This window comes from Pseudomonas sp. RIT-PI-a (genome assembly GCF_001187875.1).
Taxonomy (GTDB): Bacteria; Pseudomonadota; Gammaproteobacteria; order Pseudomonadales; family Pseudomonadaceae; genus Aquipseudomonas; species Aquipseudomonas coleopterorum.
The window spans coordinates 49099-68115 of the sequence record NZ_LGIR01000013.1; the positions used below are offsets into that span (position 1 = coordinate 49099).

Genomic DNA, 19017 nt, shown 5'->3' on the forward strand with positions numbered 1-19017 from the left:
AGCTCCTTTTTCTCACACCGCGAACAGCAGGAACTCACGTTCCCACGAGCTGATCACGCGCTTGAAGTTCTCGTGTTCGGCGCGCTTGACCGCGACATAGCCGACGACGAATTTCTTGCCCAGGTATTTCTCCACCGTCTTGCAGTTTTCCATGCGCTCCAGCGCATCCTCGATGGTCAACGGCAGACGCAGATTGCGACGTTCATAGCCACGGCCCTGGACCGGGGCGCTCGGGTTCAAGCCCTCGACCATGCCGATGTAGCCGCACAGCAGGCTGGCGGCGATGGCGAGATACGGGTTGGCATCGGCGCCCGGCAGGCGGTTCTCGACTCGCCGGTTCTGCGGGGTCGCATCGGGCACGCGCAGGCCCACGGTGCGGTTTTCCTCACCCCACTCGACGTTGACCGGCGCCGAGGTGTCGGGCAAGAAGCGGCGGAAGGAATTGACGTTGGGCGCGAACAGCGGCAGCAGTTCGGGAATGAATTTCTGCAGGCCGCCGACGTGGTGCAGGAACAGCTGGCTCATGGAGCCGTCTTCGTTGGCGAAGATGTTCTTGCCGGTGGCCGAATCGACGATGCTCTGGTGCAGGTGCATGGCGCTGCCCGGCTCGCCGGTCATGGGCTTGGCCATGAAGGTCGCGGCCACGTTGTGCTTGAGCGCGGCCTCGCGCATGGTGCGCTTGAACACCAGGATCTGGTCGGCCAGGTGCAGGGCATTGCCGTGTCGGAAATTGATCTCCATCTGCGCCGTGCCGTCTTCGTGGATCAGCGTGTCGAGGTCCAGGTTCTGCGCCTCGCACCAGTCGTAGACGTCTTCGAACAACGGATCGAACTCGTTCGCCGCCTCGATGGAAAACGACTGTCGACCGGTTTCGGGACGCCCGGAGCGGCCGATCGGCGGCTGCAGCGGAAAGTCCGGGTCTTCGCAGCGCTTGGTCAGGTAGAACTCCATCTCCGGCGCCACGATCGGCTGCCAGCCCTTGTCCGCGTACAGCTTCAAGACCTTCTTGAGCACGTTGCGCGGCGACAGCTCGATGGGGTTGCCCTGCTTGTCGTAGGTGTCGTGGATGACCTGCGCGGTGGGCTCGATGGCCCAGGGAACGAGAAACACCGCGTTCTCGTCGGGGCGGCAGATCATGTCGATGTCGGCGGGGTCGAGCAACTCGTAGTAGATGTCGTCTTCCACGTAATCGCCGGTCACAGTTTGCAATAAAACACTTTCCGGCAAGCGCATGCCCTTTTCGGCGATGAACTTGTTGGTCGGGGAGATCTTGCCGCGGGTGATCCCGGTGAGGTCGCCGATCAGGCATTCGACTTCGGTGATCTTGTGTTCTTTCAACCAATCGGTGAGCTGGTCGAGGTTGGGACTCATAAATACCTCAGGAGGCCATTAACCCGGCTCGCGGCGAGCCAGGCACTTGTTGACGCATGGGCGTCGTTGGAAAAGCGGTCAAGCGAGGGCACCACGATGCCCGCCCGGCCTTTCGATACCCGGCCGGAACGTGAGGCTCAGGGTAGCGGTTTCGGGGCAAAGGCAGTACATGACGGACAAAAAAACAGAGACGCAACGCCGTGGGCTGTCAATTATTCTGGCCGCTGGCAACCGGCGGCTGCAGCGACTGAAATCAGATAATGGCAGGCGTGCCATGATTCACCCTCGGTCTTATTGAAATGACGGGTTGAAAACGAGCTTAGCCTTGTTCATTTTTTTCCACAACTCTCGACCTGCAAACTTCATCGTGCACTTTTCATGCAGTTGCAAAGTGCCTTAATTGCCTGTCACGCGCGCCCCGATATGCAGCAAAAGAGGCTCAACAGCGCCCTTTCAGGGCAAAACCCGGCTCGCTTGACTTCATGTTGGCTTTCGGATTGACTGAAACCTGCTCAACCCAATGATTGATATTTTTAACAACAAAGGTGTTGCATCATGTCGGTACCCCCGCGTGCCGTTCAGCTCAACGAAGCGAACGCATTCCTTAAGGAACATCCTGAGGTTCTGTACGTCGACCTTCTGATTGCAGATATGAATGGTGTGGTGCGCGGCAAGCGCATCGAACGCACCAGCCTCCACAAGGTTTACGAGAAAGGCATCAATCTGCCCGCCTCGCTGTTTGCTCTGGACATCAACGGCTCCACCGTGGAAAGCACCGGCCTTGGCCTGGACATCGGCGATGCCGATCGGATCTGCTATCCCATCCCCGACACCCTGTGCAACGAGCCTTGGCAGAAGCGCCCTACTGCGCAGTTGCTGATGACCATGCACGAACTCGAAGGCGAACCCTTCTTCGCCGATCCGCGTGAAGTGTTGCGCCAGGTCGTCGAGAAATTCGACGCCATGGGCCTGACCATCTGTGCCGCGTTCGAGCTGGAGTTCTACCTGATCGACCAGGAGAACGTGAACGGTCGCCCGCAACCACCGCGCTCACCCATTTCCGGCAAGCGTCCGCATTCGACCCAGGTGTATCTGATCGACGATCTGGACGAGTACGTGGACTGTCTGCAGGACATTCTGGAAGGGGCGAAGGAACAAGGCATTCCGGCCGACGCCATCGTCAAGGAAAGTGCGCCGGCACAGTTCGAGGTCAATCTGCACCACGTCGCCGATGCGATGAAGGCCTGCGACTATGCGGTGCTGCTCAAGCGCCTGATCAAGAACATCGCCTACGACCATGAGATGGACACCACGTTCATGGCCAAGCCCTACCCGGGCCAGGCAGGCAACGGTTTGCACGTGCACATCTCGATCCTGGACAAGGACGGCAAGAACATTTTCACCAGTGAGGATCCCGAGCAGAACGCCGCATTGCGTCACGCGATCGGCGGTGTGCTCGAGACCCTGCCCGCGTCGATGGCGTTCCTGTGCCCGAACGTCAATTCGTACCGCCGCTTCGGTGCTCAGTTCTATGTGCCCAACTCCCCGTGCTGGGGCCTGGACAATCGTACCGTGGCGCTACGCGTGCCCACCGGGACGCCGGATGCCGTGCGCCTGGAACACCGCGTCGCCGGTGCCGATGCCAACCCGTACCTGCTGATGGCTGCGGTTCTGGCCGGCGTGCACCATGGCCTGACCAACCAGGTCGAACCCAATGAGCCGGTGACGGGCAACTCCTACGAGCAGAACGAGCAGAGCCTGCCGACCAATCTGCGCGATGCCCTGCGCCTGCTGGACGACAGCGAGGTGCTGGCCAAGTACATCGATCCGAAATACATCGATATCTTCGTGGCCTGCAAGGAAAGTGAGCTGGAAGAGTTCGAACACTCCATCTCGGATTTGGAATACAACTGGTACCTGCACACGGTGTAACGGCCGGGTGCCGCGGTATGCCTGCCATGCCGCGGTGTTCACGAACGCATTTGCTGGGCTGCGGTGCAGCAGGTATACCGCGTCGTCCCCGGACGCGGCTTGCGCCGCTGCTACAGAGGTCCCTCGTGTCTTCTGGATTGCGGTGCGGCAGGTGCACCGCATCGCAACCGGACGCGGCTTGCGCCGCTGCTACAGGGGATCACCGTATCTTCTGGATATGCAGTCCCTGTAGCAGCGGCGCGAGCCGCGTCGGCGGTACGTGCGGACTACCTGACGTACCGCGTCCGGTTCAACGCGCCCAGCGCAACTGGGTCGGCAATGGCGATGGGGGCTCAGGCTCCGGTGGATTGCCCGGCAACGCCAATACCCGATTGAGCACTTCGGTTTCCAACGCCGCCAGGCGATGAGAACCGCGAGCCCGCGGCCGCGGCAGCTCGACGGCCAGATCCAGACCGATACGCCCCTCCTCGATCAGAATCACCCGGTCGGCAATCGCCACGGCTTCGGACACATCATGGGTCACCAGCAACACGGTGAAGCCGTGCTTGCGCCACAGGTTCTCGATCAACTGCTGCATCTCGATCCGCGTCAGGGCATCCAGAGCACCCAAGGGTTCATCCAGCAGCAACAGCCGCGGCTTGTGGATCAGCGCCCGCGCCAAGGCCACACGCTGCTTCTGCCCTCCCGACAGCGCCGCCGGCCATTCATTGGCACGTTCGGCCAGCCCCACCGCTTCGAGCGCCTGCAGGGCCTGCTCGCGCCAATTGCCCGACAGCCCCAGGCCAACATTGTCGATGACCCGTTTCCACGGCAACAAGCGAGCTTCCTGAAACATCAGACGGGTATCGTTGCGCGCCTCGCTGAGCGGACCCGAGCCGGCCAGCAGCTGGCCGCTGGTGGGCTGGTCGAGGGCTGCCAGCAGGCGCAGCAAGGTGCTCTTGCCGCAACCGCTGCGACCGACGATGGCCACGAACTGGCCGGCCGGAATGTTCAGGTCGATGTCGCGCAGCACCTCGCGCTCGCCAAAGGTCTTGCGCAACTGCCGGACCGCCAGGGGAATCCCGCGCCGCAGGTTCTGCGGTTGTTCCTTGAGAACGGTCATGCCGCACCTCCCTTGGTTTGATAGGCCGGATGCCAGCGCAACCACACCCGTTCCAGCCCACGCGCCGCCAGATCGGCCAGTTTGCCGAGAATCGCATACAACACGATGGCCAGGACCACGACGTCGGTCTGCAGGAATTCACGCGCGTTCATGGCCAGGTAGCCGATGCCCGAGCTGGCGGAAATGGTTTCCGCCACGATCAGCGTCAGCCACATCAGACCCAGGGCGAAACGCACGCCGACCAGAATGGAAGGCAAGGCTCCGGGCAGGATCACCTGCCAGAACAGACGAAACCCGGACAGGCCATAGCTGCGAGCCATTTCTACCAACGCGGGGTCGGCGTTCTTGATGCCGTGGTAGGTGTTCAGGTAGATCGGGAACAATGTGCCCAAGGCCACCAGAAAGATCTTCGCCGACTCGTCGATACCGAACCACAGGATCACCAGCGGAATGAGCGCTAGGTGCGGCACGTTGCGGATCATCTGCACCGAGGTGTCGAGCAGGCGCTCGCCCCAGCGCGACAGGCCGCTGATCAGCCCCAATACCAGGCCGATACCGCCACCGATGGCAAAGCCGATGCCGGCGCGCCAGCCACTGATGGCCAGATGCGTCCAGATCTCCCCGGACTTGAACAACGCCACACCCGCCTCGAACACTGCGCTGGGCGCCGGTAGGATACGCGTCGACAGCCAGCCGACGCTGACCGCCACCTGCCAGATCAACAGCAGGCCCACTGGCAGCGCCCAGGGCGCCAGCCGGTGGATGATTTTGCTTGATGTACTCATGACAGATTCTCAGCGCTTGGCCGCGGCCTTGGGCAAGATGTCATTGGCCACCATCTCACCGAAGGGGCTGACGTAATTGGCGCCGGTCGGTGTCTCGGGGCGCTGCACGTCCAGGTGCGGGAACAGCAACTCGGCGACGCGGTACGACTCTTCCAGATGCGGGTAGCCGGAGAAGATAAAGGTGTCGATGCCCAGCGCGGCATACTCCTTGACCCGCTCGGCCACGGTCGGACCGTCACCGACCAGCGCGGTACCGGCGCCACCACGAACCAGGCCGACACCGGCCCACAGGTTAGGGCTCACCTCCAGCTTGTCCTTGCTGCCGCCGTGCAACGCAGCCATGCGCTGTTGGCCTACCGAGTCGAAGCGCGCCAGCGAGGCCTGGGCACGGGCAATGGTGTCGTCGTCGACATGGGCGATCAGTCGTTCGGCGGCGTGCCAGGCTTCTTCGTTGGTTTCCCGCACGATCACGTGCAGGCGAATCCCGAACCGTACGGTGCGGCCGAGCTTGGCCGCCTTCTCGCGCACCTGGGCGATCTTCTCGGCCACGGCCGCAGGCGGTTCGCCCCAGGTCAGGTACATCTCCACCTGTTCGGCGGCAAGGTCCTGGGCTGCGTCGGAAGAGCCGCCGAAGTACAGCGGCGGACGTGGCTGCTGCACCGGGGGATAAAGCAGCTTGGCGCCTTTGACGGTGAGGTGCTTGCCATCGTAGTCGACGGTTTCGCCTTCCAGCACACGACGCCAGATGCGGGTGAATTCCACCGATGCTTCATAGCGTTCCTCATGGGTGAGGAACAGCCCGTCGCCGGAAAGCTCATCCGGGTCGCCGCCGGTGACCAGGTTGAACAGTGCGCGGCCATTGGACAGCCGGTCCAGGGTCGCGGCCTGACGCGCCGCCACGGTGGGCGAAATGATGCCCGGACGCAGGGCCACCAGAAACTTCAGGCGCTGGGTGACCGGAATCAATGAGGCCGCCACCAGCCAGGAGTCTTCGCACGAACGCCCGGTCGGAATCAGTACGCCACCGTAACCCAGGCGATCGGCGGCCTGGGCGATCTGTTGCAGATACCCATGGTCGACCGCCCGCGCGCCTTCGGCGGTGCCCAGGTAATGGCCGTCGCCGTGAGTGGGAAGAAACCAGAAAATGTTGAGGCTCATGGAGTTGTCTCCTGACGTGGCTCGAAACCGATGCCGGGGCACCGGTGCAATTGTGCGGTGGCTGAAACGGGGTGATTCACGGCGCCTTGGCTACACTGGCCGGCGGTGTCCAGATCACATCCTGAATGCGCAGCGGCTTGGGGATCAGCTTGAGCTGATGGAAGCTGTCGGCGATCTTCTGCTGCGCGGCAACGGTCTGCGGGTTGAGAAACTGCGCGCCGTAACCCTGGCGCTTCACCGAGGTCAGGGTGATGTCGGCCGGCAGGCCCAGCAGCGGTGCGACCTGGGCGGTCACTTCTTCGGGGTGGGCCTTGGACCATTCACCCACCGCGCGGACTTCTTCGACCAGGGCGGTGATCACCTCCGGGTGCTTCTGGGCATAGGGCTTGGTCGCGAGGTAGAACTGCAGGTTGTCGACGATGCCTTGACCGTCCCGCAGGGTGCGGGCCTGCAACTGCTGCTCCGCGGCCGCCTGGTAGGGGTCCCAGATGACCCACGCATCGACACTGCCGCGCTCGAAGGCGGCACGCGCGTCGGAAGGCGGCAGGTAGACGGTCTGGATGTCGGAATACTTGAGCCCCGCCTCTTCCAGCGCACGCACCAGCAGGTAATGCACGTTGGAACCCTTGTTCAGCGCGACCTTTTTGCCTTTGAGCTCACTGACCGAGCGGATGGTCGAATCCTTGGGCACCAGGATCGCTTCGCTGGTCGGGGCCGGTGGCTCGTAGGCCACGTACAGCAGATCGGCACCGGCTGCCTGGGCGAACACCGGCGGGGTTTCTCCGGTCACGCCGAAATCGATCGAGCCGACGTTGAGGCCTTCGAGCAGTTGCGGCCCGCCGGGAAACTCGGTCCATTTGACGTCCACGCCTTGGGCGGCCAGGCGCTTCTCCAGCGTGCCCTTGGCCTTGAGCAGGACCAGCGTGCCGTATTTCTGATAACCGATGCGCAGGGTTTCAGCCTGGGCCTGGGTAATGGCGCCGAACGACACAGCCGCAGCAAACAGTGCGACCACACCACGACGCAAGAACAGGGTGCGCATGGCACTCTCCTTTTGCAGAGGGAATTGGGTTGCACCTGCTTGCCCGTTGGCGGGCGAGTAAGGTGGGTACGGCAGTTCGAATCAGATGCTCCAGCGGGCACTGCGCAGGCTTTGCGTGAGCAAGGCCGGGTCATGGGTCTGGGGTCGACGCAGCAGGAAGGCGTGGAATTCCTCCAGGGCGCTTTCCAGCCGCTGCTCGAGGGCCGGTGCCAATTGGGCTGCGACACTGCCTTCGCCGTAGGCGATCTGACTGTCGTCGGCAAAGATGCCCTGAAGCATTTCCTGCGCCTTGAGCGAGGCCAGCACGGGCTTGAGCGCGTAGTCCACCGCCAGCATGTGGGCGATGCTGCCGCCGGTGGCGACGGGCAGCACCACCTTGTTGCTCAGGGCGCGCTCGGGGAGCAGGTCCAGCAGCGTCTTCAGCGCACCGGAGAACGAGGCCTTGTACACCGGCGTTGCCACGATGAGGCCGTCGGCCTTGCCGACCAACTCGATGAAATGCAGTACGTGCGGGCTGTCGAAACGGGCGTGCAGCAAGTCTTCGGCCGGGAAGTCCCGTACCTGGAACGTCACCACTTCGACGCCTTTACGCTGCAGCCACTGCTTGCCGCGTTCCAGCAGTACACCGGAGCGCGAGCGCACGCTTGGGCTGCCGCCCAGAGATACGACGAGCATGGGGTAAATCCTTGAATAGCGAAGTCGGAGCGCTTCTGGAGAAGTCGCCGGAATGAAGGGAACAGTAACAGGCAGGATTTATATCTTTAAATCATATTTATTCATTTGGTTATTCGATAAAGACATATCTACATCACTGCGCCCCTGTAGCAGCGGCGCAAGCCGCGTCGGCTGTAAACGTGGTACATCTGACGCACCGCAAAATGCCGGACGCGGCTTGCACCGCTGCTACAGGGCAGGTGCTCAGCGGTTGGGCTGTGGGGTCAGGCGCAGGTATGGCTTCACCGCCTTGTAGCCCTTCGGAAAGCGCTGCTTGATCTCTTCTTCATCCTTGAGCGAAGGCACGATCACCACATCGTCACCGTCCTGCCAGTTGGCCGGAGTCGCCACCTTGTGGTTGTCCGTGAGTTGCAGCGAATCGATCACCCGCAGGATCTCGTGGAAATTGCGCCCGGTACTGGCCGGATAGGTGATGGTCAACCGGACCTTCTTGTTCGGATCGATGACGAACAGCGAGCGCACGGTCAGGGTGTCGTTGGCATTGGGGTGGATGAGGTCGTAAAGCTCGGACACCTTGCGGTCGGCATCGGCCAAGATCGGAAAATTCACCGTAGTACCTTGGGTCTCGTCGATGTCGCCGATCCAGCGCTGGTGGGACTCGACCGGATCCACCGACAAGGCGATGGCCTTGACGTTGCGCTTGGCAAACTCGTCGGCCAACTTGGCGGTAAAGCCCAGCTCGGTGGTGCAGACAGGTGTGAAGTCGGCCGGGTGCGAAAACAGCACGCCCCACTGATCACCCAGCCACTGATGAAAACTGATGCTGCCCTGGCTGGATTCCTGCTGGAAGTCGGGGGCGATGTCGCCGAGTCGAATGGTCATGGTGCTGCTCCTGGACTGTTGTGCGCATGACTGTGCACCGAGCGGACAGGAAACAAAAAGAATGGATGGTGCTGGTGCTAGGCGAATCTGGAATAACGCTGCGCCACAAACGAAAAAGCCCGCACGAGGCGGGCTTTTTCCAACGGCACGTATTACTTGAAAGCGTACGTGTAGTTGAAGATCAGACGGGTCTGATCGGTGTTGGTGCCCACGTCGCTGCGGTAGGTACCGTTACGCAGGGTGGCGCCGAAGTTCTTCAGCAGACCGCTCTGGATCACGTAGTCGACGCGCATGTCGCGTTCCCACTCGGAGTTGTCCGAATCACCGGTACCGGCTGCCTTGATGTCATCGGCATGCAGGTAGGCGATCGAAGCCTTCAGGCCCGGTACGCCGACACGGCTGAAGTCGTAGGAGTACTGGGCGAACGTGGTGTTCTCGCCAGCACGGGTGAACGAGTTGACCATACTGTCGGTGAACAGGTAGACGCTGGAACCGCCGTTGCCTTCGTTGCGACCGTTGCCATCGACCACGCTGCCGTTGTTGATGAACGGCATGCCACCGTCATCGCCCACTTGCTGGTAGCCAGCGAGGAACGCGTGACCAGCGATGCTGTAAGTGAAGATGGCACTCCAGGTCTTGTTGTCGATTTCACCTGGGGTCTTGGCGTAGCCGCTGTTGTTGTTGAAGCGGTAGCCAACGTCACCGTTCTTGCCGTCGGAGCGGCTGTCGAAGTAGCGCAGGTCGGTCTTGAACGACTGATCTTCACCCAGTGGCAACACGTGCACGGCGCCCAGGAAGGTCTGCTTGTAGAAGTCTTCCAGTTGCGCGTGGTAGACCTGCAGAGTCAGGTCCTTGGTGGCTTTCCAGTCCACACCGGCGAACTGGAAGTTGTTGGTGTCTTGAGTGGCACCGCCGACGCCCAGACCCGAGTAGTTACTGGTAGCACGACCCGCGGACTTGTTCAGTCGACCAACGGTGAAGGTGAAGTTGTCCAGGTCCTTGGAGGTCAGGATACCGCCCTGGTAGGTAGCAGGCAGCAGGCGACCATCGTTGGACACCAGGATCGGCAGGTTGGGCTGCAGTGCGCTACCCACCTTGAGTTCGGACTTGGCGAACTTGACCTTGCCGTTCGCGCCCAGACGCGACCAGGTCTTCTCGGCCGAGCCATCGGTGTCGCTCGGGAAGAAGCTGTTGTTGTTCGGGTGGTGACCGCGGCCGCCGTCCAGGTGGATACCGGTCATGGCCTGTACGTCCAGACCGAAGCCGACGGTGCCGGGGGTGTAGCCAGAGATGAAGTTGAAGAGGAAGCCTTGAGCCGATTCTTCCTGATCGTTCGCTGTGCCTTCACGGGTATCGTTGCGGAAGTACATGGTCCGCGAGCTCAGCGTTGCCTTGCTGGCTTCGAGGAAACCCGAGGGTGCCGGATCGGCGGCGTAAACGCTGGTGGAGATGCTGGCGAGCGCGATGGCTACGGCGAGCGACTGCTTGTACATGTGATGCTCCTCTGGTTTCTAATTTTTGTGGTGTCTTTGGTCGGGGTCTGGCGCCCCTTGTCCGCCGATGCGCGATTAGCGCTAAAGCGTGACCAGTTAGTCAATGTTTACAAGCCGATTCGAGACCTTGGTCTAAGCCAAACTCTGGGTGCCGAGATTAACGAAATTTTCACAAAACCAAAAAGAATTGTTTCAAGTTTTTTTAGAATTTAATCGCATAACAGCTACAACCTTCCAAACAAAAAAGTTCAATCCAGTTATCAAACATAAGCTAATTCCCAAACGGTATTTCAAAGCCGTTTCTTATATCGTTTAGATTCCTTCTCGTTCCCTGATTCCAGCTCCTTACTTTGCGCTCGCCAACAGCGGGTGCTGGAAACTCACCGCCCCTGACTCTTGCAAAAGGCAACCACCCATGGCCAAGCAGCGCTTCGCACGAAAACTGTTCACCACTTTGGCCCTGACCGGCCTGGCCATGGGTATCCAGGCCGCGCCGCTGACCGTTGGTTACCAGACCGGCATCGACCCCAGCAAGGTGCCCCAGGCCGATGGCGTCTATGAAAAGGCCATTGGCGAGAAGATCGACTGGCGCCGCTTCAACAGCGGTCCGGAAGTGGTCACGGCCGTCGCCTCCGGCGATGTGCAGATCGGCAACCTGGGGTCGAGTCCGCTGGCGGCTGCGACTTCACGCAAACTCCCCATCGTCGCTTTCATTGTTTCGGCGCAGATCAATTCCGCTGAAGCCTTGGTAGTGCGCAACGGCAGCGGTATCGACAACCCCCAGCAACTGGTGGGCAAAACCATCGCCACGCCCTTCGTTTCCACGTCCCACTACAGCCTGCTCGGCGCGCTGAAGCACTGGGGCCTGGAGGGCAAGGTCAAGGTGGTCAATCTTCAGCCCGCTGAAATCGCCGCCGCCTGGAAGCGTGGCGACATCGATGGCGCTTTCGTCTGGTCGCCGGCGTTGGGCGAGATCCGCAAAAGTGGCAAGACCTTGACCGATGCCGCGCAGGTCGGCCAATGGGGCGCACCGACCTTCGAAGTCTGGGTGGCGCGCAAGGATTACGCCGAGAAGCATCCTGAAGTGATCGCCAAATTCGCCAAGGTCACCCTGGATTCGTTTGCCGACTACGCGAAAAACCAGGCGCAGTGGACCGCCGACTCCGAGCCGGTGCGCAAGATCGCCAAGCTGACAGGCGCCAATGCCGCGGATGTTCCCGACCTGCTCGCCGGCTCCACCTACCCCGACGCCGAGGCCCAGGCTTCGGACGCGCTGCTGGGTGGCGGTACTGCCAAGGCAGTGGCCAAGACGGCCGAGTTCCTCAAGGAACAGGGCAAGCTGGAAGCCGTGCTGCCCGATTACACGCCTTACGTCAGCGCCAAGTTCGTTCAGTGATCCCGCGCACGCCCAACGGAGTACGACCGTGGCCCAATTGATTCTCGACCGTATCGGCGCCCACTACCCGGGCGCTGCGCAGCCGGTGTTGCAGGACATCTCCCTGAGCCTGGGCCCACAGCAACTGTGCGTGGCGCTGGGTCCCTCGGGCAGCGGCAAGACCTCCTTGCTGAACCTGATCGCCGGTTTCGTGCCGCCCAGCAGTGGCCGCATCACCCTGGACGGGGTCGCGGTAAAAGGTCCGGGGGCGGACCGTGGCGTGGTGTTTCAGGATGACGCCCTGCTGCCTTGGCAGGACGTGCTGGCCAATGTCGCCTTCGGTCTGCAACTGGCGGGCATCGCCCGGCCGCAGCGTGAAGCGCGGGCGCGTGAAATGCTCGCGCTGGTCGATCTGGCCGGTTTCGCCGAGCGGCAGGTGTGGCAGCTCTCCGGTGGTCAGCGGCAACGCGTGGGTCTGGCCCGAGCGCTGGCGGCCGATCCGCAGGTGCTGTTGATGGACGAACCCTTTGGCGCATTGGATGCGTTCACGCGGGAGCAGATGCAGGAACTGCTGCTGCAGGTCTGGCAACGGACCGCCAAGCCGGTATTTCTGATCACCCATGACATCGAAGAAGCGGTGTTTCTGGCCACCGACCTGATTCTGCTCGCACCCAATCCGGGGCATGTCGAGGAGCGTCTGAGCCTGGATTTCGGCCAGCGCTACGCCGCAGGCGAGAGCGCCCGGGCGATCAAGTCCGCCCCCCGATTCATCGAGACCCGCGAGCACGTCCTGGCTCAGGTATTTGCACAACGAGAATCTGCACAACGAGAGTTCGCCCAGCGTGTTTCTCCACAGGGCCCCACTGCACGCGAGGCACTGGCATGAGCCACTATCCGACCGAAGCCATCGACCGCACGCGCAAGCCCGCTGCGCGCCGACCCTGGCGTCTGAGTACGCGAGCCATCAGCACACTGACCCTGGCCGGCGTGCTGCTGCTCTGGTGGGCGGTCACCGCCAGCGAATTGATCGAACCGCTGTTCCTGCCATCGCCGGGTGCCGTGCTGGACAAAGCCTGGCTGCTGGCAACCCAAGGCTACATGGACGCAACCTTGTGGCAGCACCTGGGTGCCAGCCTGGGGCGCATCGGCCTGGCCCTGGTCTTTGCCGTTTTGTTCGCCATCCCGGTGGGCATCGCCATCGGCCACAACCGCATTGCCCAAGGCATCCTCGACCCATTGATCGAGTTCTATCGGCCCATTCCACCGCTGGCCTACCTGCCGCTCATTGTGATCTGGTGCGGTATCGGCGAGACCTCGAAGGTGCTGCTGATCTACCTGGCGATCTTCGCTCCGATCGCCATCGCCACGGCCACCGGTGTGCGCAACGTCGATCCGGCCCGGCTGCGCGCTGCGCAGTCGCTGGGTGCCACACGGGCGCAGCTGATTCGTCATGTGATCGTGCCCAGCGCCCTGCCGGAGATCCTCACCGGTATCCGCATCGGCCTGGGCGTCGGTTGGTCGACCCTGGTCGCCGCCGAGTTGATTGCCGCCACCAGCGGCCTGGGTTTCATGGTGCAGTCGGCCGCGCAGTTTCTGGTCACCGATGTGGTGGTACTGGGCATCCTGGTGATCGCGCTGATCGCCTTTGGCCTGGAAATGGGCTTGCGCGCCCTGCAACGACGGCTGGTGCCCTGGCACGGCCAGAGCCACTGAATCACCGATTTCACCAACAGAGCTGACCAACATGACTCTGCACATCACCCCCTTGAGCCCCACCATCGGCGCGGTCATCGCAGGCGTCGACCTGAGTCGCGAGCTGACCCCGGCGCAGCAACGCGAGATCGACGCCGCGCTGCTCGCCCACCAGGTCTTGTTCTGGCGCGACCAGCCACTGACGCCGGCCCAGCAGGCCCGGCTGGCGCACCAGTTCGGTGACCTGCATATCCATCCGATCTACCCCAGCGTGCCGGGGCAACCCGAAGTGCTGGTGCTCGACACCGCCGTGACCGATGTGCGCGACAATGCCATCTGGCACACCGATGTCACCTTTCTCGCGGAACCGGCAATGGGCGCGATACTGACGGCCCAACAGGTACCGCCCTTTGGCGGCGACACCTGCTGGGCCAACGGCATAGCCGCGTTCGAGGCCTTGTCCGCACCGTTGCAGACCTTGCTCGACGGCCTGACCGCCACCCATGATTTCGCCAAGTCGTTTCCGCTCGAACGCTTCGGCAACGATGCCCAGGCCCTGGCACGCTGGGAGCAGACCCGGCAGCAGCATCCACCGCTGTCGCACCCGGTGGTGCGGACCCATCCGGTCAGCGGGCGCAAGGCATTGTTCGTCAATGATGGCTTCACCACCCGTATCAACGAGCTGTCGGCGGCGGAGAGTCGGGCGCTGCTCGACTTGCTGTTCGCCCACGCCACGCGACCGGAGTTCTGTGTGCGCTGGCAATGGCGTCAAGGGGATGTGGCATTCTGGGACAACCGCGTGACCCAGCATTACGCGATCGACGACTACCGACCGCAGCGACGCGTGATGCATCGTGCGACGATATTGGGGGATCGACCGTTCTGAACGGGCGGGGGTGGCAATGGCCGCCCCCGCTGACCATCATTCGCCGATGGCGGCCTTGTAGCCTGCGGCATCGAGCAGCTTGTCCAATTCACCGGCAGTGCTAGGCTTGAGCTTGAAGAACCAAGCGCCGTAGGGTTCGCCGTTGACGCTCTCGGGAGCGTCGGCGAGTGCCTCGTTGATGGCGATCACTTCACCGCCTACCGGCGAGTAGATATCGGACGCCGCTTTCACCGACTCCACCACACCGGCTTGATCACCAGCGGCGAACACCTTGCCGACTTCCGGCAGCTCGATGAACACCACGTCACCCAAGGCTTCCTGGGCGTGGTCGCTGATGCCTACGGTCACCGTGCCATCAGCTTCCAGGCGCGCCCACTCGTGGCTTTCGGCAAAACGGAGTTCAGCAGGGATATCGCTCATATCATTGTCCTCAACAAGGGTCAGCGGCCAGCCCGCCATACGATTCAGATCAGGGTGCTACCATGCCGGACGAAGGTCGGCTTGACCACCCGTACCGGGTACCATTTGCCGCGTATCTCGACTTCCGCACGGTCAGCGGTCGCCATGGGTACACGCGCCAGTGCAATCGACTTGCTCAGCGTAGGTGAGAAACTACCACTGGTGATCTCCCCTTCGCCAACTCCGGCAATCCGCACCACCTGATGCGCGCGCAGCACGCCGCGCTCCTCGAGCACCAAGCCGACCAGTTTCATCGCCGGCCCGACTGACCGCTCGCGCTCCAGCGCCTCACGCCCGATGAAGGCCCGCGAGATCGGTTGCCACGCCACGCTGCCGGCCATGTTCGACGCCAATGGCGAGTTCGCCTCGTCCATGTCCTGGCCATACAGATTCATGCCTGCTTCCAGACGCAGCGTATCGCGCGCACCCAGGCCGATGGGCGAAATGCCGGCGCCGATCAATTCGTTGAAGAAGTCGGCGGCCTGGGCCGCAGGCAAGACGATTTCGATGCCGTCTTCACCCGTATAGCCGGTGCGAGCAATGAACCAGTCGCCCTGGTGGCGCCCTTCGAAGGGCTCTAAGCGCAGCAGCAATTCGCGGCGCTGGCTGCCCAACAGATCGGCGACCTTGCGCCGCGCCTCGGGCCCTTGCACCGCCAGCAGCGCCAACTCAGGACGCTCGCGCCACTGCACATCGAACCCATCGGAGTGAGTGCTCAGCCAAGCCAGGTCCTTGTCGCGGGTGGCGGCATTGACCACCAGGCGATAGCCATCCTCGGTGAGGTAGGCGATCAGATCATCGACCACTCCGCCCTGCTCATTGAGCATGGCGCTGTACAAGGCCTGGCCGATTGCGGTCAGGTTGCCCACATCGTTGCTCAGCAGGTGTTGCAGGAACGCCCGGGCATCCGGCCCGTGGATATCGATCACGGTCACATGCGACACGTCGAAGACGCCGCAGTCGCGACGTACCTGATGATGCTCTTCGACTTGCGAGCCGTAATGCAGAGGCATGTCCCAACCGCCAAAATCGACCAGCTTTGCGCCGAGGGCAAGATGCAGGTCATACAGAGGCGTACGCTGTCCCATGGGTTTCTCCTTCCGGGCGTGGCGAAAGCGCAGGCGGATTGTCCTTGGTGCCTGCGCCGGATGCGGCGCATTGTAGCGACAAGGTCGCGTGATGACATCCGACGCGACAAGGTCGCGGTGGTGATATCCGTAGCGACAAGGTTGCGGTGGTGATACCTGAAGCTTGGATCAGTGAGTTCGACCCAGCTGGCGCGCCGAACGTCGAATCAGCCCGATGACCGGCAGCAAGCCGACCAGCACCAGAGTCAGGGCCGGCAGCGAAGCACGAGCCCACTCGCCTTCGCTGGTCATTTCGAAGACGCGCACCGCGAGCGTATCCCAGCCGAACGGACGCATCAGCAAAGTGGCCGGCATCTCCTTCAACGTGTCGACGAACACCAGCAGCGCTGCGCTGAGCGTGCCAGGCAGCAGCAGTGGCAGGTAGACCTTGAAGAACAGCCGCGCACCGCCCACACCCAAGCTGCGCGATGCTTCGGGCAGGGATGGGCGAATGCGTGCCAGGCTGCTTTCCAGGGGCCCGTAGGCCACCGCGATGAAGCGGACCAGGTAGGCGACCAGCAGCGCCGCCACACTGCCAAGCAGCAACGGCCGACCGGCGCCGCTCAGCCAGGTGGACACTGGCACCACCAGTTCGCGGTCGAGAAAACTGAAAGCCAGCATCAGCGACACCGCCAGCACCGATCCCGGCAGGGCATAGCCCAGGTTCGCGATCGCCACACCGGCGCGAATGCCCGGCGTGGGCGCTTGACGCCGCGCGAACGCCAGCAACAACGCCACCGCGACGGTGATCAGCGCGGCCATGGCGCCCAGGTACAGGGTATGCAGGATCAGCTCACGATAGCGTTCGTCGAGGTCGAAGCGTCCGCGCTGCCAGCACCATGCGACCAACTGCACCATGGGCACGACAAAGGCGCAGGCGAACACCAGCGCGCACCAGCCACTGGCCAGCCATGCCTTGAATCCGCTCAGCCGATACAGCGCCTGCCCGCGCGGGCGCTCGCTGGCCGCATGATCCTGGCCGCGGGCGCGACGCTCGCCATAGAGCACCAGCATCACGGCCAGCAACAACAGGCTGGCCAACTGCGCCGCGCTGGAAAGGCTGAAGAAGCCGTACCAGGTCTTGTAGATGGCGGTGGTGAACGTATCGAAATTGAACACTGCCACGGCGCCGAAATCCGCCAGGGTTTCCATCAATGCCAAGGCCACACCGGCACCGATGGCGGGCCGGGCCACCGGCAGGGCGACCCGCCAGAAGGCCTGCCAGGGTGATTGGCCAAGCATGCGCGCCGCCTCCATCAAACCCTTGCCCTGGGCCAGGAACGCGGTCCGTGCCAGCAGATAGACGTAGGGGTAGAACACCAGCACCAGCACGATGATGACTCCGCCCGTGGAACGCACCCGCGGCAGGCGCAGGCCGTTGCCGAACCACTCGCGCAGCAGGCTCTGCACGGGGCCGGCAAAATCCAGCAGCCCTACGAACACGAAGGCAAGCACATAGGCAGGGATGGCAAACGGCAGCATCAGCGCCCAGTCGAGCCAGCGCCGCCCGGGGAATTCACACAGGCTGGTGAGCCACGCCAGGCTAACGCCGATCACCGTCACACCCGTACCTACGCCCACCACAAGAGTCAGTGTGTTGCCCAGCAGCCGCGGCATCTGCGTGTCCCACAAATGGGACCAGATCTGCAGGTCGATGCTTTGCCAGGACAGCGCCAGCACACTCAGCGGCAAGAGCACGAGCCCGACCACGGCCAAGACCAGCGGATACCAACGGCGTTGGACGGAAGAGGACAATGGAATCACTCGAGGTTTTCAGATTGCGGGCTTTCTCAACGACAGCCACTCCTGTGGAGAGCTTACTGCGCTGTGTCAGCATGTACGGTGGTGCGCCGTTCGCGGGCAGAGACCCGCTCCCACAGAAGAACAGGTGCTTTTGTGCTTTCCGTGTGGGAGCGGGTCTCTGCCCGCGAAGGCGGCACCACCGATATCAGCTCAGTTCCACCCGGCACGGTCCATCAACCGGATCGCCTCGGCCTGACGCTTGCCTGCCACTTCCACGGGGAGGGTGTCGGCCTTGAACTCGCCCCAACTGGCGACTTCCGCAGAGGGAGCCACCGCTGGGTTGGCTGGAAACTCCTGGTTCACCCCGGCGAAGATTGCCTGCGCCTGCGGCCCGGTCATCCACTCGACCAAGGCGATGGCCGCCTGAGGGTGCGGCGCATACTTGTTCAGGCCAATGCCCGACAGGTTCACATGAACACCACGATCGCCCTGGTTCGGCCAGAACAGCTTCACACCCAGGTCCGGTTGCTGCTTGTGCAGGCGGCCATAGTAGTAGCTGTTGACGATACCCACATCGCACTGCCCGGCATCGATGGCCTGCAGCACCGCGATGTCATCGGAGAACACGTCGGTGGACAGGTTGTTCACCCAGCCCTTGAGAATCTGCTCGGTCTTCTCCGCGCCATGGGTCTCGATCAAGGTGGCGGTCAGGGACTGGTTGTACACCTTCTTCGCCGTCCGCAGGCACAGGCGTCCTTCCCATTGCTTGTCGGCCAGCGCCTCGTAGGTGCTCAGCTCCTGCGGTTTGACGCGCTCGCTGGCGTAGGCGATGGTCCGCGCACGCAGGCTCAGGCCGGTCCACTGGTGGGACGCGGCACGGTATTGCGGGGGAATGTTGCCGTCGATGACGGTGGACTGGATGGGCTGCAGGATGCCCATCTGCTCGGCTTGCCACAGGTTGCCGGCATCGACGGTGAGCAGCAGGTCAGCCGTGGCGTTCTGCCCTTCGGCCTTGATGCGCTGCATCAACGGCGCTTCCTTGTCGGTGATGAACTTGACCTTGACCCCAGTTTTCGCGGTGTAGGCGTCGAAAACCGGCTTGATCAGCTCGTCGATGCGCGACGAATAGACGACCACTTCATCGGCAGCGTGGGCGTTACCACCCAGCAGGCAGAGCGCCAGTGCAGCGAGAAGACGTTTGCGCACCATCATGAGGGAAACCTTGCCGTTGGAGTGAGGCCGAAATGGTAGTGAATCACATTTACCTTCTCAACCGAACTCGGGGCCCAGCCGTT

The 19017-nt window shown here is 62.5% G+C and carries 17 protein-coding genes; 5 read left to right on the forward strand and 12 right to left on the reverse strand.

Annotated elements, in window-relative coordinates; genetic code table 11:
- Positions 1-12: 12 nt before the first annotated feature.
- A complete protein-coding gene (locus tag AC788_RS08700) occupies positions 13-1371 on the reverse strand; it encodes a glutamine synthetase family protein (protein WP_049860269.1) in 1359 nt (452 codons plus the stop codon).
- A gap of 555 nt (positions 1372-1926) precedes the next feature.
- Here AC788_RS08700 and AC788_RS08705 point away from each other — a divergent pair.
- Positions 1927-3303 carry a glutamine synthetase family protein gene (locus AC788_RS08705; protein WP_043192283.1) on the forward strand — a complete coding sequence of 459 codons (1377 nt, stop codon included), beginning with the start codon at positions 1927-1929 and terminating at the stop codon, positions 3301-3303.
- Positions 3304-3592: 289 nt separating this feature from the next.
- On the opposite strand, the gene ssuB is transcribed toward AC788_RS08705, so the two are convergent.
- The 7 genes from ssuB to AC788_RS08740 form a co-directional block, all read right to left on the reverse strand.
- On the reverse strand, positions 3593-4405 hold the full coding sequence (gene ssuB / locus AC788_RS08710; protein WP_049860270.1) for an aliphatic sulfonates ABC transporter ATP-binding protein: 813 nt from the start codon (positions 4403-4405) through the stop codon (positions 3593-3595).
- Positions 4402-5190, reverse strand: a complete 789-nt coding sequence (ssuC, locus tag AC788_RS08715) for an aliphatic sulfonate ABC transporter permease SsuC (RefSeq protein WP_049860271.1) — start codon at positions 5188-5190, stop codon at positions 4402-4404. The genes ssuB and ssuC overlap by 4 nt, the downstream gene beginning before the upstream one ends.
- 9 nt (positions 5191-5199) lie before the next feature.
- Positions 5200-6348, reverse strand: a complete 1149-nt coding sequence (gene ssuD / locus AC788_RS08720) for an FMNH2-dependent alkanesulfonate monooxygenase (RefSeq protein ID WP_049860272.1) — start codon at positions 6346-6348, stop codon at positions 5200-5202.
- 76 nt (positions 6349-6424) lie between these two features.
- Positions 6425-7390, reverse strand: a complete 966-nt coding sequence (locus AC788_RS08725; protein WP_049860273.1) for a sulfonate ABC transporter substrate-binding protein — start codon at positions 7388-7390, stop codon at positions 6425-6427.
- A gap of 81 nt (positions 7391-7471) precedes the next feature.
- Positions 7472-8065 carry an NADPH-dependent FMN reductase gene (gene ssuE / locus AC788_RS08730; protein WP_049860274.1) on the reverse strand — a complete coding sequence of 198 codons (594 nt, stop codon included), beginning with the start codon at positions 8063-8065 and terminating at the stop codon, positions 7472-7474.
- A gap of 243 nt (positions 8066-8308) precedes the next feature.
- On the reverse strand, positions 8309-8947 hold the full coding sequence (locus AC788_RS08735) for a peroxiredoxin (RefSeq protein ID WP_049860275.1): 639 nt from the start codon (positions 8945-8947) through the stop codon (positions 8309-8311).
- Positions 8948-9099: 152 nt separating this feature from the next.
- Positions 9100-10440, reverse strand: a complete 1341-nt coding sequence (locus AC788_RS08740) for an OprD family porin (RefSeq protein WP_049860276.1) — start codon at positions 10438-10440, stop codon at positions 9100-9102.
- Between the two features lie 475 nt (positions 10441-10915).
- Here AC788_RS08740 and tauA point away from each other — a divergent pair, with 475 nt between their 5' ends.
- The 4 genes from tauA to tauD are packed head-to-tail and all read left to right on the forward strand — an operon-like array spanning position 10916 to position 14393.
- Positions 10916-11836, forward strand: coding sequence for a taurine ABC transporter substrate-binding protein (gene tauA, locus AC788_RS08745; protein WP_442965538.1), 921 nt, complete (start codon positions 10916-10918; stop codon positions 11834-11836).
- A gap of 28 nt (positions 11837-11864) precedes the next feature.
- Positions 11865-12701 (forward strand): taurine ABC transporter ATP-binding subunit, encoded by an 837-nt coding sequence (gene tauB, locus AC788_RS08750; protein WP_049860278.1) that lies wholly within the window; start codon positions 11865-11867, stop codon positions 12699-12701.
- The gene (tauC, locus tag AC788_RS08755) at positions 12698-13528 is read left to right on the forward strand and encodes a taurine ABC transporter permease TauC (protein WP_049860279.1); all 831 of its coding nucleotides are present in this window, start codon (positions 12698-12700) and stop codon (positions 13526-13528) included. The genes tauB and tauC overlap by 4 nt, the downstream gene beginning before the upstream one ends.
- A gap of 31 nt (positions 13529-13559) precedes the next feature.
- On the forward strand, positions 13560-14393 hold the full coding sequence (gene tauD, locus AC788_RS08760; RefSeq protein WP_049860280.1) for a taurine dioxygenase: 834 nt from the start codon (positions 13560-13562) through the stop codon (positions 14391-14393).
- Positions 14394-14429: 36 nt separating this feature from the next.
- Here the strand turns inward: tauD and gcvH are convergent, their stop codons facing one another.
- The 4 genes from gcvH to AC788_RS08780 all read right to left on the reverse strand — a co-directional run bounded on the left by gcvH (position 14430) and on the right by AC788_RS08780 (position 18934).
- Positions 14430-14813, reverse strand: a complete 384-nt coding sequence (gene gcvH / locus AC788_RS08765) for a glycine cleavage system protein GcvH (protein ID WP_049860281.1) — start codon at positions 14811-14813, stop codon at positions 14430-14432.
- 44 nt (positions 14814-14857) lie between these two features.
- Complete coding sequence (gene gcvT / locus AC788_RS08770; RefSeq protein WP_049860282.1) at positions 14858-15940, reverse strand: glycine cleavage system aminomethyltransferase GcvT; 1083 nt, start codon at positions 15938-15940, stop codon at positions 14858-14860.
- A gap of 168 nt (positions 15941-16108) precedes the next feature.
- Positions 16109-17734 (reverse strand): ABC transporter permease, encoded by a 1626-nt coding sequence (locus tag AC788_RS08775; protein WP_049860283.1) that lies wholly within the window; start codon positions 17732-17734, stop codon positions 16109-16111.
- A 198-nt stretch (positions 17735-17932) separates the two neighbouring features.
- The gene (locus tag AC788_RS08780; RefSeq protein WP_049860284.1) at positions 17933-18934 is read right to left on the reverse strand and encodes an extracellular solute-binding protein; all 1002 of its coding nucleotides are present in this window, start codon (positions 18932-18934) and stop codon (positions 17933-17935) included.
- Positions 18935-19017 lie beyond the last annotated feature (83 nt).